General features: G+C 53.1%; 22 protein-coding genes and 1 pseudogene. 12 read left to right on the forward strand and 11 right to left on the reverse strand.

The window, feature by feature from the left end; translation table 11 throughout:
- Position 1: 1 nt before the first annotated feature.
- From rpsA to CRO05_RS13455, 4 genes are all read right to left on the reverse strand, one after another.
- On the reverse strand, positions 2 to 1,717 hold the full coding sequence (gene rpsA / locus CRO05_RS13440; protein ID WP_097067641.1) for a 30S ribosomal protein S1: 1,716 nt from the start codon (positions 1,715 to 1,717) through the stop codon (positions 2 to 4).
- Positions 1,718 to 2,117: 400 nt separating this feature from the next.
- Positions 2,118 to 2,798 carry a (d)CMP kinase gene (cmk, locus tag CRO05_RS13445; RefSeq protein WP_097067988.1) on the reverse strand — a complete coding sequence of 227 codons (681 nt, stop codon included), beginning with the start codon at positions 2,796 to 2,798 and terminating at the stop codon, positions 2,118 to 2,120.
- Between the two features lie 10 nt (positions 2,799 to 2,808).
- A complete protein-coding gene (aroA, locus tag CRO05_RS13450) occupies positions 2,809 to 4,155 on the reverse strand; it encodes a 3-phosphoshikimate 1-carboxyvinyltransferase (protein WP_097067642.1) in 1,347 nt (448 codons plus the stop codon).
- Positions 4,156 to 4,176: 21 nt separating this feature from the next.
- Complete coding sequence (locus tag CRO05_RS13455) at positions 4,177 to 4,395, reverse strand: hypothetical protein (protein ID WP_097067643.1); 219 nt, start codon at positions 4,393 to 4,395, stop codon at positions 4,177 to 4,179.
- A gap of 301 nt (positions 4,396 to 4,696) precedes the next feature.
- Here CRO05_RS13455 and cysK point away from each other — a divergent pair, with 301 nt between their 5' ends.
- The 7 genes from cysK to CRO05_RS13490 all read left to right on the forward strand — a co-directional run bounded on the left by cysK (position 4,697) and on the right by CRO05_RS13490 (position 13,235).
- Positions 4,697 to 5,674, forward strand: a complete 978-nt coding sequence (gene cysK / locus CRO05_RS13460; RefSeq protein WP_097067644.1) for a cysteine synthase A — start codon at positions 4,697 to 4,699, stop codon at positions 5,672 to 5,674.
- Complete coding sequence (gene epsC / locus CRO05_RS13465) at positions 5,674 to 6,624, forward strand: serine O-acetyltransferase EpsC (RefSeq protein ID WP_235001480.1); 951 nt, start codon at positions 5,674 to 5,676, stop codon at positions 6,622 to 6,624. The genes cysK and epsC overlap by 1 nt, the downstream gene beginning before the upstream one ends.
- A gap of 378 nt (positions 6,625 to 7,002) precedes the next feature.
- Positions 7,003 to 7,770 (forward strand): tetratricopeptide repeat protein, encoded by a 768-nt coding sequence (locus tag CRO05_RS13470; RefSeq protein WP_235001439.1) that lies wholly within the window; start codon positions 7,003 to 7,005, stop codon positions 7,768 to 7,770.
- Between the two features lie 225 nt (positions 7,771 to 7,995).
- On the forward strand, positions 7,996 to 9,411 hold the full coding sequence (locus CRO05_RS13475; RefSeq protein ID WP_097067646.1) for a dihydrolipoyl dehydrogenase: 1,416 nt from the start codon (positions 7,996 to 7,998) through the stop codon (positions 9,409 to 9,411).
- A 464-nt stretch (positions 9,412 to 9,875) separates the two neighbouring features.
- Positions 9,876 to 10,358: a hypothetical protein gene (locus CRO05_RS13480; RefSeq protein WP_097067647.1), complete on the forward strand. Its 483-nt coding sequence runs from the start codon at positions 9,876 to 9,878 to the stop codon at positions 10,356 to 10,358.
- Between the two features lie 2 nt (positions 10,359 to 10,360).
- Complete coding sequence (locus CRO05_RS13485) at positions 10,361 to 10,750, forward strand: SirB2 family protein (RefSeq protein ID WP_097067648.1); 390 nt, start codon at positions 10,361 to 10,363, stop codon at positions 10,748 to 10,750.
- A 154-nt stretch (positions 10,751 to 10,904) separates the two neighbouring features.
- Complete coding sequence (locus CRO05_RS13490) at positions 10,905 to 13,235, forward strand: penicillin-binding protein 1A (protein WP_097067649.1); 2,331 nt, start codon at positions 10,905 to 10,907, stop codon at positions 13,233 to 13,235.
- Positions 13,236 to 13,278: 43 nt separating this feature from the next.
- Here CRO05_RS13490 and hemB read toward each other — a convergent pair whose 3' ends face one another.
- The 4 genes and pseudogenes from hemB to CRO05_RS13510 form a co-directional block, all read right to left on the reverse strand.
- Positions 13,279 to 14,301 carry a porphobilinogen synthase gene (gene hemB / locus CRO05_RS13495; protein ID WP_097067650.1) on the reverse strand — a complete coding sequence of 341 codons (1,023 nt, stop codon included), beginning with the start codon at positions 14,299 to 14,301 and terminating at the stop codon, positions 13,279 to 13,281.
- 344 nt (positions 14,302 to 14,645) lie between these two features.
- Positions 14,646 to 15,242, reverse strand: a pseudogene (yihA, locus tag CRO05_RS13500) (ribosome biogenesis GTP-binding protein YihA/YsxC); the annotation flags it as partial.
- Between the two features lie 70 nt (positions 15,243 to 15,312).
- Complete coding sequence (locus CRO05_RS13505; protein WP_097067652.1) at positions 15,313 to 16,062, reverse strand: type III pantothenate kinase; 750 nt, start codon at positions 16,060 to 16,062, stop codon at positions 15,313 to 15,315.
- The gene (locus tag CRO05_RS13510; protein WP_235001440.1) at positions 16,063 to 17,097 is read right to left on the reverse strand and encodes a biotin--[acetyl-CoA-carboxylase] ligase; all 1,035 of its coding nucleotides are present in this window, start codon (positions 17,095 to 17,097) and stop codon (positions 16,063 to 16,065) included.
- Positions 17,098 to 17,207: 110 nt separating this feature from the next.
- On the opposite strand from CRO05_RS13510, the gene CRO05_RS13515 reads away from it, so the two are divergent.
- The 5 genes from CRO05_RS13515 to CRO05_RS13535 all read left to right on the forward strand — a co-directional run bounded on the left by CRO05_RS13515 (position 17,208) and on the right by CRO05_RS13535 (position 22,888).
- Entirely contained in the window at positions 17,208 to 18,905 is a 1,698-nt protein-coding gene (locus tag CRO05_RS13515; RefSeq protein ID WP_097067654.1) for a glutamine--tRNA ligase/YqeY domain fusion protein, read from the forward strand.
- A gap of 311 nt (positions 18,906 to 19,216) precedes the next feature.
- On the forward strand, positions 19,217 to 19,543 hold the full coding sequence (gene trxA, locus CRO05_RS13520; RefSeq protein ID WP_090879112.1) for a thioredoxin TrxA: 327 nt from the start codon (positions 19,217 to 19,219) through the stop codon (positions 19,541 to 19,543).
- 154 nt (positions 19,544 to 19,697) lie between these two features.
- On the forward strand, positions 19,698 to 20,957 hold the full coding sequence (gene rho / locus CRO05_RS13525) for a transcription termination factor Rho (RefSeq protein WP_097067655.1): 1,260 nt from the start codon (positions 19,698 to 19,700) through the stop codon (positions 20,955 to 20,957).
- A 119-nt stretch (positions 20,958 to 21,076) separates the two neighbouring features.
- Positions 21,077 to 21,301, forward strand: coding sequence for a 50S ribosomal protein L31 (gene rpmE / locus CRO05_RS13530; RefSeq protein WP_090879116.1), 225 nt, complete (start codon positions 21,077 to 21,079; stop codon positions 21,299 to 21,301).
- Positions 21,302 to 21,415: 114 nt separating this feature from the next.
- The gene (locus CRO05_RS13535) at positions 21,416 to 22,888 is read left to right on the forward strand and encodes a M48 family metalloprotease (protein ID WP_235001441.1); all 1,473 of its coding nucleotides are present in this window, start codon (positions 21,416 to 21,418) and stop codon (positions 22,886 to 22,888) included.
- A gap of 28 nt (positions 22,889 to 22,916) precedes the next feature.
- Here CRO05_RS13535 and CRO05_RS13540 read toward each other — a convergent pair whose 3' ends face one another.
- From CRO05_RS13540 to CRO05_RS13550, 3 genes are all read right to left on the reverse strand, one after another.
- On the reverse strand, positions 22,917 to 23,579 hold the full coding sequence (locus CRO05_RS13540; RefSeq protein ID WP_097067656.1) for a glycerophosphodiester phosphodiesterase: 663 nt from the start codon (positions 23,577 to 23,579) through the stop codon (positions 22,917 to 22,919).
- 327 nt (positions 23,580 to 23,906) lie between these two features.
- Positions 23,907 to 25,730 carry a hypothetical protein gene (locus tag CRO05_RS13545; protein ID WP_097067657.1) on the reverse strand — a complete coding sequence of 608 codons (1,824 nt, stop codon included), beginning with the start codon at positions 25,728 to 25,730 and terminating at the stop codon, positions 23,907 to 23,909.
- A 185-nt stretch (positions 25,731 to 25,915) separates the two neighbouring features.
- Entirely contained in the window at positions 25,916 to 26,626 is a 711-nt protein-coding gene (locus CRO05_RS13550) for a hypothetical protein (RefSeq protein ID WP_097067658.1), read from the reverse strand.
- Positions 26,627 to 26,670 lie beyond the last annotated feature (44 nt).

The following is a 26,670-nucleotide window of genomic DNA, read 5'->3' on the forward strand; positions in this document are numbered from 1 at the left end:
ATTATTGTTCAGTATTCTTGACATCCATCTTGGCCTTAAGCAGCGCGCCCAGGCTGGTGGTTCCCGCGCTGGCAGCGCTATCCGCCGCAACCTTCTGAAGGGTATCAGATTCCTCTGCCGTATCCTTGGCCTTGATCGAAAGATTAATGCTCCGGTTCTTACGATCAACATTAATGATCATCGCCTGAACCGTATCGCCTTCCTTCAAGTGCGAACGAATGTCCTCCACCCTGTCGCGCGATACTTCGGACGCGCGCAGATAACCTTCTACCTCATTCTCCAGTGCAATTACCGCACCCTTGGCATCAATTGACTTGACAGTACCTTTGACGATGCTGTTCTTGTCATTTACCGATACGAAGCTGTTGAATGGATCACCTTCCAATTGCTTGATGCCCAGCGAAATACGCTCCCGCTCGACATCGATGGATAGCACGACGGCCTCAACTTCATCGCCTTTCTTGTAGTTGCGAACCGCTTCTTCGCCTGGCTGGTTCCAGGAAAGATCGGACAGATGCACCAAGCCGTCTATGCCGCCTTGCAAGCCGATGAAAACACCGAAATCGGTGATGGATTTGATTTGTCCGCGCACCTTGTCACCTTTTTGATGATTCATGGCGAAGTCTTCCCACGGATTAACCTTGCATTGCTTCATGCCGAGCGAAATGCGACGCCGATCCTCATCGATTTCCAGAATCATCACTTCCACTTCATCGCCCAACTGCACGATCTTGGAGGGATATACGTTCTTGTTGGTCCAATCCATTTCAGACACATGTACCAGTCCTTCAATACCTTGTTCGATCTCGACAAATGCACCGTAATCCGTCAGATTGCTGACCTTGCCGAACAAACGGGTATGAGGCGGATAACGCCGGGAAAGTCCTACCCATGGGTCTTCGCTCAGTTGCTTCATACCCAGCGATACGCGATTCTTCTCCTGATCGAACTTGAGCACCTTGGCGGTTACTTCATCGCCAACGCTGATGACCTCGGAGGGGTGTTTCACCCGACGCCACGCCAGGTCAGTGATATGCAACAGCCCGTCTATGCCGCCCAGATCCACGAATGCGCCGTAGTCCGTGATATTCTTGACAATTCCCTTGACCACGGCGCCTTCCGTCAGATTTGCAAGCAAAGTCTGTCGATCGGCACCCTGGCTTTCTTCAAGAACTGCGCGACGGGATACAACCACGTTGTTACGCTTGCGATCAAGTTTGATGACCTTGAATTCCATCTCCTTGTTTTCGTAAGGGGTTGTATCCTTGACTGGGCGGATATCCACCAGCGAACCAGGCAGAAAAGCCCGAATGCCGTTAATCATGGCAGTGAGGCCGCCCTTGACCTTGCCACTTACCACGCCGGCCACAATGGCGCCGCTTTCCATGGCAGCTTCCAGATCATGCCAGGCCGTAAGGCGCTTGGCCTTGTCGCGCGACAGGCGGGTCTCGCCGTAGCCATCTTCAAGGGCTTCGATGGCGACGCTGACGAAATCGCCGGGCTTGACTTCGATTTCGCCTTTGTCATTCTTGAATTCTTCGACAGGAATGAAACTTTCCGATTTCAGTCCAGCGTTTACAACCACAATGTTGTAATCAACACGAACAACCTGAGCGGTGATGACTTCACCGACACGCATTTCCTGGCGGGAAAGACTTTCTTCAAATAACGCTGCAAAACTTTCGGAAGAATCTACAGCGGGGGAAGCAGTGGCCATTATAAAAACACCTGATTTGGGATCCCATCAAAAAATGAATTCTGACGGGGTTAAAGGTTAGTCATAACTGCCTGATAACACCGTCTTCTTTCCGCTTCGGGCAAGAGGGCGATGAGGCAGCACACGCATGCTATTGTATTAACTGTCCTGAACTATCTATTTCAACTGGCGTTTCCTGATTCCAAAGAAACTATTTTGCCACAAGTAAGCCGCTTTGCCTGTAATATACGCGCCGGCCAGAAATGCCGATATCGTATCACGACGACGGGAGCACCGGCATTTCTCGTTCGCGCTTTATCACTTCCGACCACCCTGGACGATGATCAAGACCGATTAAGTCTGGTTTAAGACCAACCAGGACCAGCCATCGGGCGGATCAACAGGCTGCATCTTCGATTTTTCAAACATGCCCTTTTGCACAAATCTCAGCATACTGCTGGAGTACGCAATTTACCGCCTGAGTGATGTCGAGCGAAGTTGTGTCCAATAAATTCGTATCTGCGCCTAATTGCAACGGTGCCACGCTGCGATTGCAATCACGGGCATCGCGTTCCCGTATATCCTGCAAAAGGGTGGCAATATTAGCATCTACCCCTTTTTCCATCAACTGCTTATGCCGCCTTTCCGCGCGAGTTTCGGCACTTGCGGTAAGAAATATTTTAAGAGCGGCTTCAGGAAAAACCACCGACCCCATGTCCCGCCCGTCCGCCACAAGGCCCGGAAGCTGGCAAAATGCGCGCTGCCGGGCTAATAGCGCCGTTCTGACCAGCGGATATGCAGCTATTCTGGAAGCCGAGTTACCGCATGCTTCCGAGCGAATCGCGTCGGCCACATTTTCATCGCCCATTCGAATTTCTGTATCTTTAAAGACGACATTGAGCCGTGCAGCGACTTCACTTAGTGTCTTTTCATCACCCAGATCGACTTCCGACCGCATTGCCGCCAGTGCCACCAGTCGATAGAGCGCGCCGCTGTCGAGATAATGAAACCCCAGCTTTGCCGCCACCTTTTGCGCCACGGTACCCTTGCCGGAGGCAGAGGGACCATCGATCGTGATCACCGGAATGTGATTAGTATTCATGAAAAATACCTCAATAAATTTCAACTGGAGATTCGCCCCGGTCGGTACGAATTATTGACGCGAACTTCTCGAAATAATCGGGAAAAGTCTTCGTTACGCAACCGGGATCATTGATACGCACAGGCGCGCCAAATGACGCCAGAGAGAAGCACATGGCCATCCTGTGATCGTCATACGTATCAATCACCGCGTGCGCGGTAAGGCCCCTCGCGGGCGGTGTGATGCGCAGAAAATCTGCACCCTCCTCCACATCGGCGCCCAACTTGCGCAACTCATTCGCCATTGCCTCAAGGCGGTCGGTTTCCTTCACCCGCCAGCTTGCGATATTCCTGAGCGTGGTGGCGCCGCTGGCAAACAACGCGGCCACCGCAAGTGTCATTGCGGCATCCGGGATATGATTGCAGTCCATATCAATTGCCCGCAGATAATCACGTTCAGGTGCGCTCGCCTCGATCCAGTTATCGCCCATCCTGATCTTCGCACCCATTTCTTCCAGTGCTTCAGCAAAACGAACATCTCCCTGAAGGCTGTCATGCCCTATGCCTTCCACTCGTACCGGACCGGCACCGATAGCACCCGCGGCAAGGAAATAAGAAGCAGAGGATGCATCGCCCTCCACGAATATCTCGCCCGGACTGCCATAATGCTGATCTGGACGCATAATGAAGCGCCGCCATTCCTCGCGCTCCACTTGAACGCCGAAACGGGCCATCAATGCAAGCGTCAGCTCAATGTAAGGCCGCGAAATCAATTCCCCCATCACCGTTATCGCCGCCGTTTCACCAGAAGAACCTGACGCAAATAAAGGCAACGCCATCAGCAAACCGGTCAGGAACTGGCTCGATACATCGCCTTTTACGGTTATCTCTTTTGCCCCACTTCCAGCAGGCTTGATTTGAAGCGGCGGGAACCCTTCCTTGCCGAGATAGGTGATATCGGCGCCCAACTGCCGTAGCGCATCCACCAGATCGCCGATGGGACGCTCGTGCATACGTGGCACACCGGACAACCGGTAATATCCATGAGATAGCGCCAGCACGGCGGTCAATGGACGGAAAGCGGTGCCCGCGTTGCCCAGAAATAAATCGGCTTCGCCGATCGGGAAACGCAAGGGAAACTGTCCACCCACACCCTGCACACGATAATGATTTTCACTGATCTGAACGATGGGCACACCTAAAGTCTTAAGCGCTTCCAGCATTCGTTCCGTGTCATCGGAAATAAGCAAATCGCGTATGTCTGTGGCGCCATGGGACAACGCGGCAAGCAACAGAATTCGATTGGAAATACTCTTGGAGCCAGGCAAACGCACCGTGCCCTGAGCAACCTTGACTGCCGGGAGATCAATAAAATTCACACTCTGCCTTGCGGATGAGCTTCACAATATGTCGATACGTGACGGGGCCCCATTATAATCCAGTCTGAGCAATTTCCCCGCCGGTAGCTTCTTCAGATGGGCTAAGAGACCTGCACGGGGCACTGTGGCACCTGCTAGAGACCTGAATAACTCCCGGCGTTGCTCAGCAGGGTCCGCCGCGGCTTCCTCGTTATGTGCGAGCAACGCGCGGAGAGTGAGAATGAGGCGCATATCGTTCATTCCCTTGTTTCCACTTTCCTGGGAGCCTGACAACAAACTTTCCCCGAGACCGCTACATACCTGCCACCGCCACTCGGGTTGCGATAAAATCAGGCGCTCACTGTTTTGAGCGCCTGAGTCGAGGACTCAACAATAGCGTGGGGTTGCCATAGCTCTCCGCGATCATCTCGGGCCAAAGAACCTTTTCTTAAAATACGGATACGTGCCCAGAGGTTGATTCCGTATACTTCTTATACTCGGCAATCGAACACGATAATTCATACGGAAGGGCGCGATAATTCATACAGAAGGAAGCACCAGAATGTCGCATTGGTTCAAAGATAGTTCACAGTCCGTCGGCCATACTCCGCTGGTCCGGCTCAACCGCATCACCGACGGTGCGCCGGCAACGGTGCTTGCCAAGATCGAGGGACGTAATCCTGCCTATTCTGTAAAATGTCGAATTGGCACGGCAATGATCGAGGATGCGGAATATCGCGGATTGCTCCAGCCTGGAAAAGAACTGGTGGAACCTACCAGCGGCAATACGGGCGTTGCCCTGGCGTCTGTGGCAGCCGCTCGCGGCATACCATTGACCTTGACCATGCCGGAAACCATGGGGCTGGAGCGCCGAAAACTGCTTGTGGCCTATGGCGCAAAATTGACCCTGACAGAAGGTGCGCGCGGGATGAAAGGCGCGGTGGCGAAAGCTGAAGAAATTGTCGCTTCCGATCCTGACCGGTACGTGTTGCTTCAGCAATTTTCCAACCCGGCCAACCCGGCCATCCACCACAGCACCACTGGTCCGGAAATCTGGAACGATACTGATGGCGCGATCGATATTTTTGTTTCCGGTGTAGGTACAGGCGGTACCATAACAGGTGTTTCGCGCTACATTAAAACGACGAAAGGAAAAGCGATCGTTTCAGTCGCTGTTGAACCGTCCGCGAGCCCCGTACTCGCCCAGCAACGCGCAGGCGAACCGCTGAGACCCGGCCCGCACAAGATCCCTGGTATCGGGGCAGGGTTCGTTCCGGAAAATTTGGACCTGTCGCTGGTGGATGATATCGAACAGGTCAGTAATGACGACGCAATACGGTATGCGCGGCGCCTCGCACGCGAAGAAGGTATTATCTCGGGGATCTCATGCGGGGCTGCTGTGGCAGTGGCAGTGCGTTATGCCAAGCGTCCTGAAAACGCCGGCAAAACGATTGTCGTCATTCTGCCGGATTCGGGGGAACGTTACTTGAGCTCCATCCTCTTCGAGGACGTGTTTGACGCTCAAGAACCGGTGCAATGATGACAAAATTAAAAAAAATGGGACACTCATCATTGAAAGGAAAAGGGCTGGAAATCGATTCGGTTGTTGCCGAGTTACGCGCATTGCGTGTGAAATCGCTGGAAAACCGGCAAAGACGCGATAGACCGCCCAAGCTCCCTTCGCGCAAGGTATTGGTCGCGATCGCCGACGGATTGAGCGCCGTATTGTTTCCCAACCGTCTGGGTTTACCGGAGCTCACCAATGAGAGCGTCGATTATTACGTGGGACATACGCTGGATGTAACACTTCGCGAATTACTGGTGCAAGTGCGGCGTGAATTGCGCTTTACATCCGGCATCGAAACCCCGGGCACTGCGGATCGGGAGCAGGCTGGTGCCATTACCCAGGCATTTGCGCAACGATTGCCGCATATACGCACCCTGCTGGAAAGCGACATTCAGGCCGCTTACGAGGGGGATCCGGCTGCCCGAAGCATCGACGAAGTCCTCGTCTGTTATCCGGGAATAACAGCCATTACGCATTATCGGCTCGCCCACGAATTGCATTGTCTGGGCGCGCCACTGATTGCGCGGATGATATCCGAAATTGCCCATTCCGCCACCGGTATCGAGATCCATCCGGGGGCAAGCATTGGCGGCAGTTTTTTTATTGATCACGGCACTGGCGTAGTCATCGGCGAAACCGCTATCATTGGCGAGCACGTGCGCTTGTATCAGGCAGTGACGCTCGGCGCCAAGCGGTTCCCGGTGGATGAGCATGGGGCCCTGGTAAAAGGCAATATACGGCATCCCATTGTCGAGGATGATGTCGTCATTTACGCTGGCGCCACCATTCTTGGACGCATTACCATCGGACGTGGTTCGACTATCGGTGGCAATGTGTGGCTCACGCGCAGCGTTCCTCCCCGCAGCATTATCTCGCAGGCGCAGATACGCAATGAAGTATTTGATGGCGGCGCGGGAATCTAGGACGGGTATTCCAGTCGTCGGTATCATCACTTGATGCTGTGGCCACCGTATCTGGACTATATTGGCTGGGGCGCATCTTTTCAGACCCGGCTTCAAGCCAGCGGAATAGGAAACCCCGTGGCCCGAATTGCGCGGTAAATTCTCCCGGCGCGCGCCGGTCGGGTTGACGCTCAGCCGGCCAATACTTAGACTGTGTGGAAAATTACAAAAAAATGCTTTTAAAGCAGAACAGCAACGATACCGGATACTATGTACGCGAAATGCATCAAGTGCGGGAGTGAGAAAACGCACAGCTCTCGTGTGCGGCCGGGCGAACGCACCATCTCCATGCTGTTTCTCCGGCCAATACGCTGCCGTGAATGCAGAGAACGCTTCTGGGTGAGAAATCCGAATGCCTATCTTGCCTTGGGAGGCGCCCTGACCATCAGTGTGCTACTGGTCGTAATGGTCTGGCTGATCATAGAACAGAACATGGCTGAGCAGTACGTCGCGCCAGTATCAGAAATAGAGCCGGAGAAACCCGCCGCTTCCAGCGTTGGCAAACTTGCAGGCAACCAGGGAGACCATTTAAACACGACGACAACTGACGTCAAATCTTCCAGCAACGCGCAATCAAGTCCCGGGACAAAGCCAACCCCTTCTCCGCAGCAAAGTGCCACCGACGATCACCGCTTTGCAGTGCGACTGTATCAGGAGAATGCGGAAAATGGGGATAGCGATGCGCAGTACAAACTCGGCCTGTTGTACCTGACAGGAAATGGCGCTCTTCAGGATTTCGCAGAGGCTGCGAAATGGATTAAATTGTCGGCGGAACAAGGCTATGGGCTTGCACAGTATGAGCTGGGCCTCATCTATCGCACCGGATATGGTCTTGCTGTTGATCAGGTGCAGAGTTACGTGTGGCTAAATCTGGCGGCAGCTGCAGGCGTCCAGGAAGCTGTGACGGTTCGGGATGAAGTCATGCGCTCTCTCAGCACCAAACAACTTGCGCAAGCACAAAAAATTTCTCGCGAGTGGCTCGCCGCGCGACCCAAGCCTAAAACGATGAATAACGGCTCTGATCAGGCTGAGCCAGAAGCGTTGTCAGCACCGACACATAACGCGGCATCCTACGCGGCCGCCTTACCTCTGCATGACAGACAGTAATTCTAAGAACATCAGCGGATTGCGGCGGGGATATTCTCCGGTTCCTTACTCCCGTCTCGGAGTCACATAACGTTGCAAGTTTTTGCAGCACTGCGAAAATTTGCACATTGCTGCTTAGCTGATTGATCCAATGTTTGCAGCGACAGACTCTAGTGTTTGTAGCGACAGACTCTAGTTGCTTGCTCATCCAGGTATTCCGTACAAACACATCTCCGGAGAAATGTCATGAATGGAACATTTGATGTCATTATTATCGGGGCCGGCACCGCAGGCCTGGCTGCGTTGCGGGAAGTAAAAAAAAGGACAGGAAATTTCCTCCTCATCAACGACGGGCCATGGGGGACAGTCTGTGCCCGGGTGGGCTGCATGCCATCCAAGACTTTAATCGAAGCAGCGAATGCTTTTCACCGCCGCAACACGTTTGAAGAATTCGGTATCCGGGGCGCGGGCTCGCTAACACTCGATATTGCCGCTGCGCTGCGGCGTGTACGCCGACTGCGCGACCAATTCGTTGCCAGCACATTGAAAACTACCGAAGCGCTGGGCGACCGCGCGATTTCCGGCCGCGCTCGCCTGCTCGGGACAGGGAGACTGGAAGTAAACGGCAAGGAACTCCGCGCGCACAACATCATCATTGCCACGGGGTCACGCCCGGTTGTGCCTGCGCCCTGGCGCGCATTCGGCGAGAAATTGCTCACCACGGACACGTTATTCGAGCAGAAAACCCTGCCTTCCCGCATGGCCGTAGTAGGCCTTGGCCCCATCGGGGTCGAGATGGCCCAGGCGCTGTCCCGGCTCGGGGTGGATGTGGTGGCGTTTGGTGAGCGCTCCACTATTGGGGGATTGAGCGATCCGCACGTGAATACCGTCGCGACAGATCTTCTGAACCATGAATTCCCCTTGTATCTGGGAGAAAAGGCTGATCTGGACGTAGTCGATGGCGGGATGCAAGTACGTACCAATGTTAAAGGAATCGTGGTTGACAGCGTTCTCGTCAGCCTCGGCCGTCAGCCTAATATTGACGGCCTCGGGCTCGAAACATTAGGTATCGAACTCGATGCGCACGGTTTGCCGCCGGTCAATCCCCATACTATGCAAATAGCTGATCTCCCTATTTTCATGGCGGGCGATATCAATGATCATACACCGTTACTGCATGAGGCGGCCGATGACGGGCACATTGCAGGAATCAACGCCACATGCCCTACGCCGTCCCGTTTCCCCCGCCGCACTCCGCTTGCGATAGTTTTTGCAGACCCCGGTATCGTAACTGTAGGCAGACCCTTCAACTCGCTCGACGGGGACAAAACGCTGACGGGAGAAGTGCAGTTCAAACACCAGGGCCGCGCCGTTGCGGGTCAGCGCAACAAGGGCATCCTGCGCATTTATGCCGAACCGGAAAGCGGCCGTCTGCTTGGCGCCGAAATGTGCGCGCCCGCTGCGGAGCATATGGCACATTTGCTGGCATTAGCCCTGGGGCGTTCGCTCACCGTGCATGATATGCTGCGACTGCCGTTTTACCATCCTGTCCTGGAAGAAGGCTTGCGCACGGCTTTGCGCGATCTCTCACGGCAGCTTCCCACCTGCGGCGAATCCGACTTGGCCGGCTGCGACGCTTTCGATGCCGAGGCACTGGATTAATGCTGATTGAACTTTGCCCCTGACTGGGTGTATCCCCGATTACTAATATTAGTTATCAGTGTAGCGATGGGTTAGCGCTGCGGCCGGTTGGGAATGGTTTCACAAACCGAATGGAAGAATGTGTTTCGTGAGCGGTGTCGACCGCCTTACCGAAAAGCATTCGGCAAAGATTTTCTACGGAAACGTTGATATTCGGCCGGCACCTTTATCTGTAACTTGCTGGAACATTTTCGCGATCAGCCTGCCAAACTCAAACACAAGTATCGGAGGGCCCTGTATGTCAATAAGTGTGAGATTGCTCGTCGGCGCTGATATTCATGGAAGAAAAGGCAGTCGGCTTGCTTGAGAGCAGCCATGATGAGTATGAAAAAAATTTCTGTTACTTGGATGGCTTCGATGAATTGCGGTAATGCATTGGAAATATCCCTGCATAACAGCTTCAAGCACCAGCATCAGAGGGGATCATGAACGAATTCGCATTTGCCAGGGTACTGCATGTGCTGGGGATCGTGTTATGGATCGGCGGCGTAGCAATGGTCACCATTGTGCTGTTTCCCGCCATGGCACAATTAAAATCAGCGGCCGAACGAACAGAATTCTTCGGCCGTATCGAAAGCCGCTTCGCTCCCCAGGCGCGCGTAACCACGCTGATCGTCGGCTTGAGCGGCTTCTACATGGTGCATATCCTCGATGCATGGAGCCGTTTCACCGAACTGCGCTTCTGGTGGATGCACGCCATGGTTCTCGTATGGCTGATCTTTACCCTGATGCTGTTTGTCGTGGAACCATTGGTGCTGCGCAAGCAGCCCGCAAACACGGCACCGAGCGACCCAGCGAAGCGTTTTGCGCTGGCTCACCGCATGCACTGGATACTATTGAGCTTGAGCCTCGTCACCATTGCTGGTGCAGTGGCCGGCAGCCACGGCTGGATGCTGCAGGGAGAATAAGCATGAGTTATGCTGCTCTGAAAATGATCCATGTCACGAGCGTTATAATCAGCTACCTGTTGTTTTCTTTGCGCAGTGCCTGGAAGATGCAGGGCTCCGCGGCCCTGCAACGGCGTTGGATAAAAGTTACGCCACACGTCGTGGATACCGTATTGCTGATGAGCGCCATTGCACTGGCCATCAGGATTCAGCAGGATCCGCTACATGATTCATGGCTCGGCGCCAAAGTCGTGGGTCTGCTGGTTTACATCGGTCTCGGCATGATGGCGTTGAAATTCGGAAAGACGCGTAAAACAAGAATCTCCGCATGGGTTGCAGCTCAACTGGTCTTTCTTTATATCGTACTGGTCGCCGTGACTAAAAACCCGGCAGTATTTTTCTTTACATCATAAACAGACAGAATCCGGCCTTCACGCTTTTTGACAACCACTTCAATTTTGCTGCCAGCAATCTCGGCAGCGTATTCCCTCGCATGGCGTTCAACGCAATATTCTCCGTATAATTGCATATGTTCATTTTGAACCCTTTTTTCGAAAATCCTCTCACATGCTAACGCATTGGCGTTGGTGGGTTTACCCGCTTGCCGCAATTTCCGCGATGGGTCTCATCGGCGTCTTGCTGATCGGTTTTGCGGCGCTGGTTACGATTCCCACACTGCCGTCGCTGGAAGCGTTGACCGACTATCGCCCGAAAATTCCGCTACGGGTCTACAGCGCAGAAGGCGTCCTGATCGGCGAATTTGGCGAAGAACGACGCAGGGTAGTCAAAATAAGTGCCGCGCCGGAGCGTCTTAAACAAGCCATTGTCGCCGCCGAGGATGACCGGTTCTATCATCATGGGGGAGTTGATTATCTTGGCATATTGCGCGCCGCCTATTCCAATTTCACTTCCGGCGGCGTACGGCAAGGTGCAAGCACCATTACGATGCAGGTTGCGCGGAATTTCTTCCTCACCAAGGAAAAGACGCTGACTCGAAAATTCAGCGAGGCTTTGCTCGCTTTCAAGATTGAACACAGCTTGAGCAAGGACGAAATTCTCGAACTCTACTTCAACCAGATTTATCTCGGACAGCGCGCTTATGGCTTTGCCGCTGCCTCTGAGGTTTATTTTGGCAAGCCGCTGCAGGATATCAACCTCGCCGAAGCCGCGATGCTTGCAGGCCTTCCCAAAGCACCCTCGCGCTTTAATCCGGTGGTCAATCTCAAGCGGGCCAAAGCACGGCAACTCTATGTGCTCCGGCGCATGCACGACCTGGGCTATATCACCGACCCGGAGTTCAAGGCAGCGGAAAAACAGCCGATGCAGGTCAAGCGCGAATCGCAGGAATACCTCGTACGCGCCGACTACGTTGCGGAAATGGCGCGCCAGGCCGTATATGAACGCTATAACGAAGATACCTACACGAAAGGCTTTAAGGTCTATACCACGGTGCGGCGACTCGATCAGGAAGCAGCATATAAGGCAGTGCGGCAGGGCGTGGTGGACTATGACAGACGCCACGGATATCGCGGCCCGGAGGCAGCGATCAAGTTGCCGGAAAATGATCTGGAGCGGGAGGAGATACTGGAAGATGCGCTGCAGGAGGTATCCGATAGCGATGATATTCTTGCTGCGGTCGCGCTGGCTGTCGATCCGAAGCTGGTCAAGGCGTATCGCAAGGGCGGAGAAATTATCGAGATTAGCGGTGATGGCCTCAAGTTCGCCCAAAAATTCCTTTCCGGCAAAGCTGGCGCCGGCCAGCAGCTTATTCGCCCAGGCTCGTTAATCCGTATACGGAAGAGTGAAAAAGGCGCATGGCAAATTGTACAGCTTCCTCAGGTCGAGGCGTCGCTAATTGCCATAAATCCAGGAGACGGCGCAATTCGCGCAATGGTAGGGGGATTTGACTTCAACCGCAGTCAATTCAACCACGTTATGCAGGCCTGGCGTCAGCCCGGTTCCAGTTTCAAACCGTTCATTTATTCCGCCTCGCTGGAAAAGGGTTTTACGCCTGCAACCGTCATCAACGATGCGCCGCTTTCCTTTACCGCGGAGGAGACGGGCAGTGATCAGTGGGACCCTCGAAATTTTGAGGGAAGCTATGAGGGACCAGTGCGCATGCGCCAGGCGCTTGCCAAGTCCAAGAATCTGGTGTCCATCCGCATTCTTCAGGCCATCGACGTTCAATATGCGCAGGATTACGTCGCCCGCTTCGGTTTCGACCCCAAGCAGCACCCGGCCTACCTGCCGATGGCACTGGGCGCCGGATCGGTGACCCCGCTACAGATGGCGGTGGGTTATGCAGCGTTCGCCAATGGCGGGTTTCGCGTATCACCCTACTTCATTCAACGCATAGAAGATGTGAAAGGCAATGTACTGGAACAATCACAACCCGCAGTGGCAGGCGAAAGTGCCAAGCAGATCATAGACCCGCGTAATGCGTTTCTTATGACCAGCATGATGCAGGATGTGGTGCAGCGAGGAACCGCCACCAGAGCAAAGCAGTTGGGCCGTACCGATCTGGCCGGAAAAACCGGCACCACCAGCAATTACGTCGATGCATGGTTTTGCGGCTATCAGGCTGATCTGGTCGCCATTGCCTGGATTGGCTTCGACAATCCGAAATCATTGGGAAACAACGAAACCGGAGGCCACGCTGCCTTGCCGATGTGGATGAGTTATATGGGAAAGGTACTGAAAGGTACCCCGGTGGCAACCTATACGCCCCCCGCGGGTATCACGACGGCCAAAATCAACCCCGAAACCGGTTTGAGGGAAGCCGACGGTACGCTGACCGAATATTTTCTTGAGGAGCAGTTACCGCCCGAGGCCGAGGAGAAGGTGGAGACACCTGCAGATCAGGCGATAGACATAATAAAAGAGTTATTCTCGCAGTAGAATCATGATGGGTCCCCCATGTCTTCCTGTTTTTTCTCCCTTCCTATTTTTCCTGCCCTTCCTTTTCCTGCTTTAGCCACTCCGCTACATCCAGGGCATAATAAGTCAGAATGCCATCCGCACCCGCACGCTTGAAGGCCAGCAATGCTTCAAGAACGCAAGCTTTTTCATCAAGCCAGCCATTTTGCGCAGCGGCCTTGAGCATGGCATATTCACCGCTTACCTGATAGACAAACGTCGGTGCACCGAACCGCTCTTTGACGCGCCGCACAATATCGAGATAAGGCAAGCCGGGCTTTATCATCACCATATCGGCGCCTTCTTCCAAATCCAGCCCTACTTCCCGCAGTGCCTCGTCCGAATTACCTGGGTCCATCTGATACGTATATTTATTTCCTGTACCCAGATTGGCAGCGGAACCCACTGCATCGCGAAAAGGGCCGTAAAAACTCGAAGCATATTTCGCCGAGTAAGCAAGAATGCGAGTATGAATGTACTTTTTGTCCTCCAGCGCGCCGCGAATTGCTGCGATGCGCCCGTCCATCATATCGGATGGCGCCACCACGTCGGCACCGGCTTGGGCATGCACAAGCGACTGTTGCGCCAGCATCCCCACCGTTTCATCGTTCATCACATACCCGTTGGCGTCAATCAGGCCATCCTGACCATGACTCGTGTAGGGGTCGAGCGCGATATCGGTAATAATGCCAAGCTCGGGAAACCGGCTCTTCAGTTCGCTTACTACGCGTGGTACAAGTCCCGTGGGGTTGATTGCCTCAGATGCAGTAAGATTTTTCAGGTCGGACTCGATAACCGGGAAGATTGCAAGAGCCGGTATACCGAGCTGCAGGCATTTCTCAGCCTGATACAGCAGCACGTCCAGGCTTTGACGCACAACACCCGGCATTGAGGAGACTGCTTCCTCCCGTTTTTTTCCGTCCAGCACAAATACCGGATAAATCAGGTCGTCCGAATACAAATGATTCTCGCGCATCAGGCGGCGCGAAAACCCATCGCGGCGCATGCGGCGCATCCTGTTCTGTGGAAATTGGCTTAAAGCTGGCATGAACCGACCTTAAAAAGAAAAAAAATCGATAAAAATTAAAATTTGGGAACTTGTTGGCAAATTTTATATCTTACTTGCAGACGTTGTTTATTTGTCTCCCGCTTTTCCTCCCTGAGCGGGTACCTTAATCCCTATTAAGGTAGTTTGCCCCCGGTTTTATTCCCCTTTAACCGGGGGTTTTTTATTTTTGTTTTTGTTAGTGCTTGTGTCTCTCCCGCTTTTCCTCCCCTGAGCGGGTTTGTTTTGCCCCCGGTTTTTATTCCCTTTAACCGGGGGTCCTTTATTTTCACCTTGCCATTTTGTCTGGGAACCGCATTTGGTTCGTGAACCAGGTCCCTTTCCAATCCTTCCCCTTCCAGCCACTTGCCAAGCAAGGCTGTGGCCTCTTCGACACCTTCCTTGGTGAAACTGGAAAATAATTGTACGCTGCATTGCGGATAAGTTTCACGCAAAAAAGCCAGCACATCCTTGAGAACCTTCTGCGCATGCTGTCTGGCAAGCTTATCCGATTTCGTGAGCAGCACATGCACTGGTTTTCCTGTTGACCCGAACCAGGTCAGCATTTGCCGGTCAAGCGGGGTCAAAGGGTGCCGCACATCCATGATAAGCACCATACCGTGCAGGGATTCCCGCGTCTGTAGATAAGTGCTAAGCAGATGCTCCCAATGCTGGCGCACTTCGAATGGTACTTTCGCATAACCATAACCCGGAAGATCGACCAGAAAACGACCGTTTCCCAGTTGAAAAAAATTCAGATGTTGAGTGCGCCCCGGCGTTTTGCTGACAAAAGCAAGACGGCCGCGATTGGCCAGCGAGTTGATAGCACTGGACTTGCCGGCATTGGATCGGCCGGCAAACGCTATTTCCACCCCGTCAGGCGGGGGTAAGTCGCGTATTTGATTGACAGTGGTATAAAAGACCGCATGCTGAAAAAGCGACATATTCCAACCCAGATCCGTAAACGTACAGGAAAAAAATAAAATTCCATTGCTGTATTTCGAAAAAACCCGTCTACAGCAGTGTTTCCGAATTCTCCCGGGCAATAGCCAGCAGGCCTTCCAATACCAGATTATCCATCACTTTGGCATTTATATTAAGCTGAGGTTGCAACTGCTGCGCCGCGCCACCGCTGAGGATACAGTCGGGCATATGGCCTAGCGTGCTGGCAAGCAGCGCGGCCATGCGCTCGACAGCACCCGCCATTGCCTGCACTGCTCCGCTGTATATGGCGTCAGCCGTATTATCAGGATAATCGCAAAATTTTCCATCCGCGGGTTCCAGGGGTGCGATGTCTCCTATCGGTATTCTCAACATCAGATCAATACCGGGGGTGATGATTCCCCCAAGAAATTCTCCAGTGTCAGAGAGCGCGTCAACTGTCATGGCGGTACCCGCATCCACCACAAGACAACCCTGCCCCTGCAATCCCCATGCTGCAATCAGCGCTGCCCAGCGGTCGCTGCCAAGCTGTGCCGGGTGTGTGTAGTAATTGCGCACGCCACACTGGTACGCAACAGCGGTGATCCATTGCGGCTCGGCTTTCCATCGCGTAAATACCTCGGACAGATCGGCTGCAATCTGCGTACCGGCGACGTTGGATATCACTACACGAGACGGCTCCCGTAAATCCCACCATTCCCGCTCCAGCAATGCCTTTTTTCCCTGGATCACTGTCCCTTGTTTCAGCCAGTTGCGTCCGTCATGCAACCCCCACTTAACCTGGGTGTTGCCTGAATCAATCGCGAGTAAAAGCGGCTTCATTCACGCCATCCTGCACAAGGTGATCTCGCCGCCGCTGTAACTGCGAATACCCGCTGCGGTTTGTAGCAGCAGCGATCCGTCATCCGCCACCCCGGACACCATGCCCTGCTGGCCTGAGCCGTCCGCCAACCTGAGTATGACTGCTTTGCTAGCGCAAGCATGACGGTCCATCCATTCGCCCTTGAAGGGCGCAAAGCCTTTTTGCTCAAATTCCCTTAATGCCGATGCAAGATTAATCAGTAGCGCAGCCAGCAATTTATTACGGTCAGGCATGTCGCCGCTAATGGAAAACACGTCTGTTGCACCCTGGTCTATGCGCGCCTGCACATTACTGGACAATTTCAGGTTCATGCCGACCCCGATCACCGCAACGGTTGGGCCAAGCATGTCTCCTTGCAATTCGATCAATATGCCCGCCAGTTTGCAAAAGTTGAACATCACATCGTTCGGCCACTTCAACACCGCTCCTTCGATTCCGGAAGCTTCGAGCGCACGTATGATTGCCACCCCAATCGCCAGGCTCAAACCGGACAGAAAACCCGCTCCCTGCTGGAATCGCCATGATAGAGAAAAGGCAAGGCCGTCCCCGAGACCGGAATGCCATTGCCGGCCGCGCCGACCGCGTCCGACCGTTTGCAGCTCCGCAGCCGCCGCGTGAATTCTGAGGTTGCCTGAATCCGATCCGTTTGCGGTTTCCCGCAGCAAAAAGCTATTGGTTGAATCGATCGTATCCAGCACGGCAAGATTAAATTTGTTCGCCTCGTCGCCCAAATGCTTCAGGATGATATCCTTCCCCAGCCATTGCACCGGATCGAGCAGGCGATAGCCGCGCCCCTGAACTTTATGCACTGTCAAACCGACTTCATCCATGTCTCGAAGTGCATTGGACACGCTCGCGCGCGAGACCCCCAGAGTCTGCGCAATGGTTGCGCCCGACAGGAATTCGTTAGCACTCAATAGACGCAAAATGGAAAAAGCAAGCGGCTTCATGTTATTCAGTGTAGTGCAAATACATTGGCCCATGCTACAGCTCATACTGTTCACCCGGCGCGCGGCATTTTACCGGATTTAGCCTGATACACTATTGCCACTATAATAAGGCGAATCGCAGCTAAGCATAACGAATAACATCTGGAGAGGCTAACTTGAAAGAAAACCCTGCAACTGGTTCCAACGCGCCAACCGCTTCCAACTTTATCCGCAGCATCATCGAGGAAGACAACCAGTCCGGCAAATGGAATGGGCGCGTGGAAACCCGTTTTCCACCTGAACCCAACGGCTATCTGCACATTGGCCATGCCAAAAGCATTTGCCTCAATTTTGGCCTTGCCCGCGATTATAACGGCATTTGCCATCTGCGCTTCGATGACACAAATCCCGAAAAAGAAGAACAGGAATATGTCGATTCAATACTTGAATCGGTGAGATGGCTTGGTTTTGATTGGGGCGAGCACCTTCATTATGCTTCCGACTATTTCGATAAATTATACGAGTTTGCCGAGTACCTCATCAAACAGGGGAAAGCATACGTGGACAGCCTCACTGCCGAGGAAATCCGCGCGTTGCGCGGCACGTTAATCGAGGCGGGCGAGAACAGCCCCTACCGCGAACGCTCTATCGACGAAAATCTTGACCTGTTCCGTCGCATGAAATCGGGAGAGTTTCCTGACGGCGCTCACGTTCTGCGCGCCAAGATCGACATGACTTCTCCCAACATTAATCTGCGCGACCCCGTCATATACCGTATCCGTCATGCTTATCATCACCGTACGGGCAATAAATGGTGTATTTACCCAATGTACGACTACACGCATTGCATTTCCGATGCGCTGGAGAAAATCACCCACTCCCTTTGCACACTGGAATTCGAGGATCACCGTCCGCTCTACGACTGGACATTGAATCAATTGGCGGACATTGTTCGCTGCCACCCCCAGCAGATCGAATTTGCACGGTTGAATCTCACCTATACTGTCATGAGCAAGCGCAAGCTGAACGAATTGGTTGAGGGCGATTTCGTCGATGGCTGGGATGATCCACGCATGAATACGCTGGCCGGAGTCCGGCGCAGGGGCTACACGCCAGAATCCATCCGCCTTTTTGCCGAACGCATCGGTGTCAGCAAAGCCGATTCATGGATAGACATGAACGTACTGGAAGACTGCCTACGCGAAGACCTGAACGAACGTGCCCACCGGCGTGTGGCCGTTCTGGAGCCATTGAAGGTCGTTATCGATAATTATCCGGAAAATCGAGAAGAGGACTGCCTCGCTCCCAACCATCCGCAAAAGCCGGAGCTGGGCAATCGCATTTTGCCCCTGTCGAAAGTACTCTATATCGAACGCAGCGATTTCATGGAAACCCCCTCCAAGGGCTACTTCCGTCTTTCGCCCGGCGCGGAAGTCAGGTTGCGTTATGCGTATATCGTAAAGTGTGTCGAGGTCGTGAAAGACGCCAACGGGGAAGTCGTGGAAATTCACTGTACCTATGATCCGGGCAGCAAGAGCGGGACGGCGGGAGCCGACAAACGTAAGATCAAGGGTAATATTCATTGGCTCTCGGCGAACTACGCCCACCAGGCCGAAGTGCGGCTTTATGACCGTTTGTTTAGCCATGCCCATCCTGACGCGGGCGGGCAGGACTACAAGGCGTCCCTAAATCCACATTCGAAGAAAATTATCACCGCTCATGTGGAGCCATCACTCACTCGGGCTCAACCGGAGGATCGCTTCCAATTCGAGCGCCACGGTTATTTCATCGTGGACCTCAAGGATACAAAATCGGGAAAGCCGGTATTCAATCGTGCGGTAACACTAAGGGATTCATGGGGAAAAACTTTATGATGGCCGATTTTGCAGCACGGAACCGGGGGTATTACGCAACACTTTTACTCCATTTTCTGTTTTAGGTACTATCATACGAATTCGATGTAGCGAATTTCCTTTAAAATACGCTTCCCTTTCACACATTTTTTCGCTAGCATAGTAAAAGTAAAAAATACGCGGATATCAGACGCGCGGCATAGCAAAAACATATAATTTCTGGTATTTTTGCATACCTACCTCAACTGTTTTGGTTTTCCAATCTGTCGCATCAATGCAACCCTGCCCTCGCGGGCATTAGCCGAATTATACTCAACTTGAATGAGAGCCCCATGAGCCAGCATATCCATTACGTTTCCGATGGAACATTTGAAGCCGAAGTATTGCAGTCAGCCGTGCCTGTGCTAGTTGACTACTGGGCGGAGTGGTGCGGGCCATGCAAGATGATAGCGCCGATTCTTGATGAGGTTGCAAAGGAATATGGAGACCGGCTGAAAATAGCAAAACTGAACATTGACGAAAATCAGGCTACGCCACCAAAATATGGCATTCGCGGTATCCCCACTCTTATGCTGTTCAAGAATGGTAATATCGAGGCAACCAAGGTTGGCGCTTTATCAAAATCCCAGCTCACCGCTTTTATTGACAGTCATATCTAAAACAGCTAATCTGATAACTATCCGCCTCCCCAAGCGCTCCGATTAGATTCCGGTTCGATTAGATTCACCGCTTAATTCTCGTTCGGCCCCATCAGTTTTTCCCAACGTTTGCTGACGCTTTACGTCCCTGTTCTTCACCCACGAGCTCCATTCAATGCACTTATCCGACCTCAAAAACTTCCATGTTACTGAACTGGTAGAGATGGCTATCGCCAATGAAATAGACGGCGCCAACCGTCTGCGAAAACAGGATCTGATTTTCGCGCTACTGAAAAACCAGGCGCGCAAGGGCGAAAGTATTTTCGGCGAGGGCACTCTGGAGGTTTTGCAGGATGGTTTCGGCTTTCTGCGCTCTCCGGATACTTCATATCTGGCGGGACCCGATGACATCTATGTCTCTCCCAGTCAGATAAGACGCTTCAACCTGCATACCGGCGATTCGATTGAAGGAGAAATTCGCACTCCCAAGGATGGCGAGCGCTATTTCGCGCTGGTCAAGGTGGACAAGGTCAATAGCGAGCCGCCGGAACAGGCCAAGCACAAGATACTGTTTGAAAACCTCACCCCGCTATTCCCCACCGAACGATTGTTGCTTGAACGCGACATCAAAGCCGAAGAAAACGTCACCAGCCGCATCATCGATCTCATTGCCCCGATTGGCAAAGGACAACGCGCCTTGCTGGTGGCAAGCCCGAAGTCGGGCAAAACCGTCATGCTTCAACATATTGCCCATGCGATCGCAGCTAATCATCCCGATGTTATCCTGATGGTATTGCTGATAGATGAGCGCCCTGAAGAAGTCACAGAGATGATTCGTTCAGTCAGGGGCGAAGTGGTTTCTTCCACTTTTGACGAGCCCGCGGTGCGCCACGTGCAAGTGGCCGATATGGTGATCGAAAAAGCGAAGCGCCTGGTAGAGCATAAAAAAGATGTAGTGATACTGCTGGACTCGATTACACGACTGGCACGCGCATACAATACGGTGGTACCGGCTTCCGGCAAAGTACTGACCGGTGGCGTTGACGCCAACGCATTGCAGCGTCCCAAACGTTTTTTTGGTGCTGCGCGAAACATCGAAGAAGGCGGCTCGCTTACCATTATCGCTACCGCGCTGGTCGACACCGGCTCGCGCATGGATGATGTGATCTATGAGGAATTCAAGGGTACCGGCAATATGGAAATCCATCTCGACCGGCGCATGGCGGAAAAACGCATTTACCCCGCAATCAATGTAAATCGCTCCGGTACCCGCAAGGAGGAGCTGCTCATCAAGCCCGACGTATTGCAGAAAATCTGGGTGCTGCGCAAACTGCTCTACCCGATGGACGACATGGACGCAATGGAATTCCTGCTCGACAAGATCAAAGCCACAAAAAACAATGCGGATTTCTTCGATTCGATGCGGCGGGTCTAGCAGAGATTCATCGCAATTCTTTCCACCGAACGTATGTTGCATCCCCCTTCAGACTAGAGGATAATACCCGGCTTTCCGCTCCAATCATGCCGGGCGGACACAGCTCAAGGACACATGCCATGAAAGCAGATATTCATCCCAATTATCAGGAAATCACCGTGACATGTAGTTGCGGCAATACGTTCCAGACCCGTTCCACCATGGGCAAGCCCTTGCATGTCGAAGTATGCTCGGTTTGTCATCCCTTCTATACCGGCAAGCAAAAGATCGTTGATACCGCCGGGCGGGTAGAAAAATTCCGCCAGAAATACGGCAAAAAGGCGGAAAAACAACCGGCAGCTTAGGAATTGATTTCTAAGTTCTGATCAAGGTTGGCAGACAAAAAAGGGCAGCTCAAGCTGCCTTTTTTTTCGTCTGCATTTTTTATTTTCAGCAGTTAAAATAAATCCATGAGGACTATGGCTGCATTTCAATTCATCGCTGCGCTTGGCTGTGTATATCTGCTCGGCGGTTGCGCTGTCAATCCGGTTACGGGCAGCCAGAACTTCACCCTCATGTCTGAAGCCGATGAAATGCGTAAGGGACGCGACGCTGCTGCCGAGGTCAGTAAAGCATATGGCGTTTACAATTTTCCCACGCTGCAAAATTACGTTAATGAGGTTGGACAGAAACTCGCCAAGGAAAGCCACCGGCCGGAGCTTGATTACCATTTCACAGTGGTGGATAGTCCCCAGGTAAACGCGTTTGCCCTGCCCGGCGGTTATATTTACGTCACACGCGGCATCCTGGCATACCTTAATTCCGAAGCCGAACTCGCGGCTGTACTGGGCCATGAAATCGGTCACGTCACGGCGCGTCATAGCGTACAACAATACAGCGCCGCCACTGCCGCCAATGTTGCCGCCACTATTGGCGGTCTGGTGGCAGGAATATTCATGCCGCAAATGGGCGGACAAGTGGCGCAAGGCGTTCAAAGCCTTTTAGGGATTACGGGCAGTGCTCTCCTTTCAGGCTATGGCCGCAGCCACGAACTGGAGGCGGACCGTCTTGGCGCGGAATATCTGGCGCGAAGCGGCTACGATCCGCAAGCGATGATCAAAGTTATCGGCGTGCTCAAAAACCAGGAACTGTTCGATATTGAGGTTGCCAAGCAGGAAGGGCGTGAGCCCCACCGGTATCATGGCATTTTTGCCACTCACCCCGATAATGATACGCGCTTGCAGGAGGTGGTTGGCGAAGCGAAGCAATATGTTCAGCCAGGCGCCGTGGATGATGGACGGAAGGAATTCCTGCGCCACACCAAAGGCATGATTTTTGGCGATAGCGCCGATCAAGGGATCGTTCGAGACAATACATTTCAACACAAGGAATTGCGATTTACGTTATCGTTTCCGCCTGAGTGGCGTATACGCAACAAACCCGATGAAGTTGTAGCGATAAGCCCTGATGGAGACGCACTGATGGTGTTGAGCCTTTTTGATAGCGTCCGCGGTTCGCCTGCTGATCTTGCCCGTGAACGCTTCCGTCTTGGACTCTCAAGTGAAGCCTCTTCAACGACCAACAATGGCTTGCCCGTTGCCATTGTCACCTCCACTACCCAGGAAGGAATGCCATTCAAGGCGGGCGTGATTTATCACGACAACAAGGCATACCTCCTGGCCGGACGTGGCGACTCCCCTGCTGCGTTCGACCGCCATCGTTCGGCAATTTCCAGCGCAATAGAAAGTTTTCGCGCGCTTTCAGACACGGAGAAAGAATCCATCAAGGCGCTCGAGATCGGAACTATCACTGCTACGAAAGGCTTGAGCTATGCGGAACTGGCCAGAACATCCCCCTTGGGCGTGAATGCCGAGAATTACTTGCGCCTGCTCAATGGGCAGTATCCCGAGGGCGAACCGGTTTCCGGCCAAATCATCAAAATTATCAGGTAACGCCGCATTTGGCGTCCCGTGGAAACGGTTATGCGGTTTGCATCAGAAGTGGATAATCGGTAATCACGCCATCAGCGCCCTGTTGCCGGCAATCGTCATGCTCGGCTTTGGTTATCGCGCCATATACAAGGTTACGGAACCCGTCTATCGCGGCCTGCTTCAGCAGGACGCCATCCAGTACCTCGTAATCCCACACAATATGATTGATCCGGGGATTGCCATTACAGTTAAAGTCGGCCAATAGTGAACTTAGTGTTCGAGGTCGATGTGCTACCAATATGCCACAATTAATTTTAAGGGATGATGCGCAGATCGCGACCAGATCGTGACGAAAGGAGGTAACCACAATGCGGTGGCCGGCCTGATGCTTTTCAAGAACGCTCATCACGGCAGGTAATGCTTTCATGGTCTTGACCTCGACATTCCACAGGATGCCGGGGAATTGCTCCAGCGCCTCGTCCAGGGTCGGCACCTCATAACCCGCAATTTGCTCAATTTCGCTTCGGGTAAGATCTGCCACTGCCTGGCCTGATGCGGTAACACGGTCATGGATCAGTATCGGCAAGCCATCACGGCTAATGCGCACGTCGGTTTCAATACCGCTCGCACCAACCATTACCGCCGCCTGGAAAGCCGCCAGCGTATTTTGAGGAACCGCGGCGTGATAACCCCGGTGAGCTATTACCAACATAATTTATTCCAATATGCCTTGTCGGGCTTTAATGGATTGGGCTTCGGTCCGCTATTTAATATTATTCATGATACTTAAAAACGAACCAGCGTAAAGATCAAAGAGGCAAAATTTGATTGATCATGCCCGCCGCTTTCCATTCCCATGACTGGAAGGTCACCATACGAGGCGGCGGCGATCCAGGGGTGCATGCGTCATCTCGTAAAGACGGCTGACGATTTACCGGAGATTCTTCACGTCGCTGGTGTGGCTGTCCGCTTTGATGAGCGCGATCAAATCGCGCGAGCGGCAATGGTAGTGCTGTGCACGCTGATTGAACTGTCCGCGTCAAAGATAGGCCTGCTCTCCGCCCAAGAACTGGACGACAAACAGCGCTGGATCAAAAAACGTCTTTGAATCCGAAGTAAGCGCTATCCAGAAGCGGATTCGTGCATCCAGGACAGTGCCGCATTTGTCGACTGAAGCCGCTTGGTAGCGGTTTACGCATTCATCACGGATAAACCGGGCGCGGTCAATCAAAACGCCTACGCCGGTCTCGTAGACTTTTCCGTTGCCACCCGCTACGTCCCGAACCGGCCGAAGATCCACCGCTCCGACTGCGGCAAATTCCCCGAAACGTGCCACATCGGTTAATTCGGACAAGTCTGCCGTTCGAACAACCCCTTTCCCCAAATAAGGAAGAGAAGGCCCGGTATAAATTTCGCCGATCGGAGATATGACCGGAATGCTCGCCGTGATCTCCGCAAGCAGTTGCCGATCAGTCTGAAGATGCTCCCACAGTTGATTTGCAAGCACCTCGGCGCTGTAGTCTGCCAACTGCTGCACAGTTGCTTCACCAAATTGTTTTGCCAGTAACGCATGGATCACATAGGCCAGGACAATCTCTTTTTGCGCGCGAGCGGAGCCTAGTGCTGGATAGACCGGACAGGAGCGCTTGCCGTGCTGGGTTTCCAAAGCAGCCAGCCTCTGTAAGACCCAAGTACGTTCATTCTGCCCTTGGGCTGAAGGCTCTATGATCTTTCCGCTGCCAAGCGGCACCTGGTTGTAGCCCGTGGCTCTGCCAGTCAGTTCATCAATGGCAATCTTCGCGATGTAGCTGTCGGCATTAAACCCCATCTGAAATGCATGGGATATACAGGCAAATTGCAAGGGGGCAGTATCGCCAGTTTCCCCGCACTTCACTTTTGCGCCCACCAAAAACGCCTCTGCTGCTCGCCGCTTCTCCCAGTCGATCACCTCGTCGGAGAGATGTTGCAGATTTACCTTGACGGGTTCATATAAGGGCACAAAAAAGTCATGAGCGCGAATAACATCTTCAATAGCCGGCGGCATTCCACGCGGAACCAAAAAGTATCTCACCGGACCAAAATCCACCTGATCGCAGCCCAACAGACTTCCAGGGGTCAGAAGAATGTAACGAACTTTGGAGTCAGTATCGCTTGACGCCCGGTCCAATACCCCCAAAATTCCGTATGCCGCCAGGACCTTTGCCACCTGGTGTACATCCATCTCCTTGTGGCTCTGATGCGTCCAAACCAAATTGGTGCCCTGACCCCCCAAAGCCGTAGTCCCTATAACCGCAACCGCTTCGACACCCGCTGTATCAGCCGCACGTTTTAGCGTCGTCAATAGCCACGGGAGCACCAGCGCCTGATCCTGCGCCGACCGCATCCCGTAAGCCATCATGGAGGCGAGGTTCGCTCCGATCACCAGAAACCTCGGCTGCTTCTTCTCAATGTAGCTATGGAATGCGGACTGTTTCCGGAATGTCTCATCGTCGACGTTGGCTACCGTAAGTCCGTCTGGGAGGATATCGAGTGACTCGGCCTCGATGCGAAGCGATGTATCCCCACAGCGCACAATAAAAACCAGCGGGGCCTGATGCGTGACGCGGACTTCTGGTAGCGGGCCGAGAATATCCTTGAGCTTTTGCAATTGGACCGCTACACCAGCCTCACCCGTGGCAGTGAAAAAGATTGTTTCAAGTCCCAGGTGTTCAGCTGGTCTTACTTTGCTCGGCTGCCAAAGCGTGCTCGCTCCACCGTTAGCATGAACCCATCCCAGAACAACCTCGTGCATTATGGCGCCACCAACCAAACCAGCTCCAATAATGGCGATGCTGCTGTTATTGATTGAACGAGCCGACGGCATGTTAGCAAGCGACCTTCTTCAAGCACCCGGTACGAAAGTAAAAAACTGGAGCGACAGCGCCTGATAACCCTGCTGTCGCAAACTTCTGCATCTAACACACCAAATCAATTGGAGATCCATTCGATTGATCTCAAACTGTTCTGGACTGTCTATCTATGTTCTTGGTCCGCTGGCTCTAGCCGTCTTTAATTGCTGGCTGGAGATGCCGTAATGGTTGCGGACCGATAATAAACTTCGCTCGCCGCCTCAAACCCAGAATCAATGCCAAATATAAGCCACAGGGCTCCCTGTGAGTCACTCCTGGCTTTGAGTGAAGCAGTACTTGTCAAGGTTTTCGACTCAAACCTTGGCTGATCGCAATCCGTATTTGTACCGGCAATGTTGCCTAGGGCGAAAGCGTCTTTCCCCCCTTGTGCCTGATTGCCCTTGTCAATATTCATCTGATATTGGCCGTCAACTATTACCGTGACCGGCTCAGTGGGGGTGGCTCCAGCCTTCAGGGTGACCGCCTCCCCCGGCGCACCGCCCACCCCAATACATCCGGCCGGAGCGTCAGTAAGAAATGTAACGCTGAAAGTAAGCAGATAATCCTGGTTGGGCCTGAATTCAGAGAATTTCTTCTTTATATAGATAAAAAGATCATCGCTTCGGTTCGTACCGGCAGTGTAGAGGCCGTAGCCCCCAAATGGCGCGGGTACCCGCCGAGGCGCAACAATGACATCATTTGGTTGTGTATCAGGCATATAGTCCGAGCGTCCTCCGGCCCAATCGGTGGAGGTTCTATTAAAATCCTCAGCGATTTCGATCGGACCGGGCTTGACGTCTCGCCCGCCTGCGCAAGCGGTTACAAGAAACGATATGAAAAAGGTAGCAAACAACGTTTTTTTTATACCCATGTTAAATTGTCTCCTATTTGTGACCTAAAAGGACGATGTCCTAA

This window comes from Nitrosovibrio sp. Nv4 (assembly GCF_900215485.1).
Lineage (GTDB): Bacteria > Pseudomonadota > Gammaproteobacteria > Burkholderiales > Nitrosomonadaceae > Nitrosospira.

Coding starts and splice junctions, on each gene's coding strand:
- rpsA (WP_097067641.1), bottom strand. CDS start 1,717: ATGGCCACTGCTTCCCCCGCTGTAGATTCTTCCGAAAGTTTTGCAGCG.
- cmk (WP_097067988.1), bottom strand. CDS start 2,798: ATGAATACTAATCACATTCCGGTGATCACGATCGATGGTCCCTCTGCC.
- CRO05_RS13455 (WP_097067643.1), bottom strand. CDS start 4,395: ATGAACGATATGCGCCTCATTCTCACTCTCCGCGCGTTGCTCGCACAT.
- cysK (WP_097067644.1), top strand. CDS start 4,697: ATGTCGCATTGGTTCAAAGATAGTTCACAGTCCGTCGGCCATACTCCG.
- epsC (WP_235001480.1), top strand. CDS start 5,674: ATGACAAAATTAAAAAAAATGGGACACTCATCATTGAAAGGAAAAGGG.
- CRO05_RS13475 (WP_097067646.1), top strand. CDS start 7,996: ATGAATGGAACATTTGATGTCATTATTATCGGGGCCGGCACCGCAGGC.
- CRO05_RS13480 (WP_097067647.1), top strand. CDS start 9,876: ATGAACGAATTCGCATTTGCCAGGGTACTGCATGTGCTGGGGATCGTG.
- CRO05_RS13485 (WP_097067648.1), top strand. CDS start 10,361: ATGAGTTATGCTGCTCTGAAAATGATCCATGTCACGAGCGTTATAATC.
- CRO05_RS13490 (WP_097067649.1), top strand. CDS start 10,905: ATGCTAACGCATTGGCGTTGGTGGGTTTACCCGCTTGCCGCAATTTCC.
- hemB (WP_097067650.1), bottom strand. CDS start 14,301: ATGCCAGCTTTAAGCCAATTTCCACAGAACAGGATGCGCCGCATGCGC.
- CRO05_RS13505 (WP_097067652.1), bottom strand. CDS start 16,062: ATGAAGCCGCTTTTACTCGCGATTGATTCAGGCAACACCCAGGTTAAG.
- CRO05_RS13510 (WP_235001440.1), bottom strand. CDS start 17,097: ATGAGCTGTAGCATGGGCCAATGTATTTGCACTACACTGAATAACATG.
- trxA (WP_090879112.1), top strand. CDS start 19,217: ATGAGCCAGCATATCCATTACGTTTCCGATGGAACATTTGAAGCCGAA.
- rho (WP_097067655.1), top strand. CDS start 19,698: ATGCACTTATCCGACCTCAAAAACTTCCATGTTACTGAACTGGTAGAG.
- rpmE (WP_090879116.1), top strand. CDS start 21,077: ATGAAAGCAGATATTCATCCCAATTATCAGGAAATCACCGTGACATGT.
- CRO05_RS13535 (WP_235001441.1), top strand. CDS start 21,416: ATGGCTGCATTTCAATTCATCGCTGCGCTTGGCTGTGTATATCTGCTC.
- CRO05_RS13540 (WP_097067656.1), bottom strand. CDS start 23,579: ATGTTGGTAATAGCTCACCGGGGTTATCACGCCGCGGTTCCTCAAAAT.
- CRO05_RS13545 (WP_097067657.1), bottom strand. CDS start 25,730: ATGCCGTCGGCTCGTTCAATCAATAACAGCAGCATCGCCATTATTGGA.
- CRO05_RS13550 (WP_097067658.1), bottom strand. CDS start 26,626: ATGGGTATAAAAAAAACGTTGTTTGCTACCTTTTTCATATCGTTTCTT.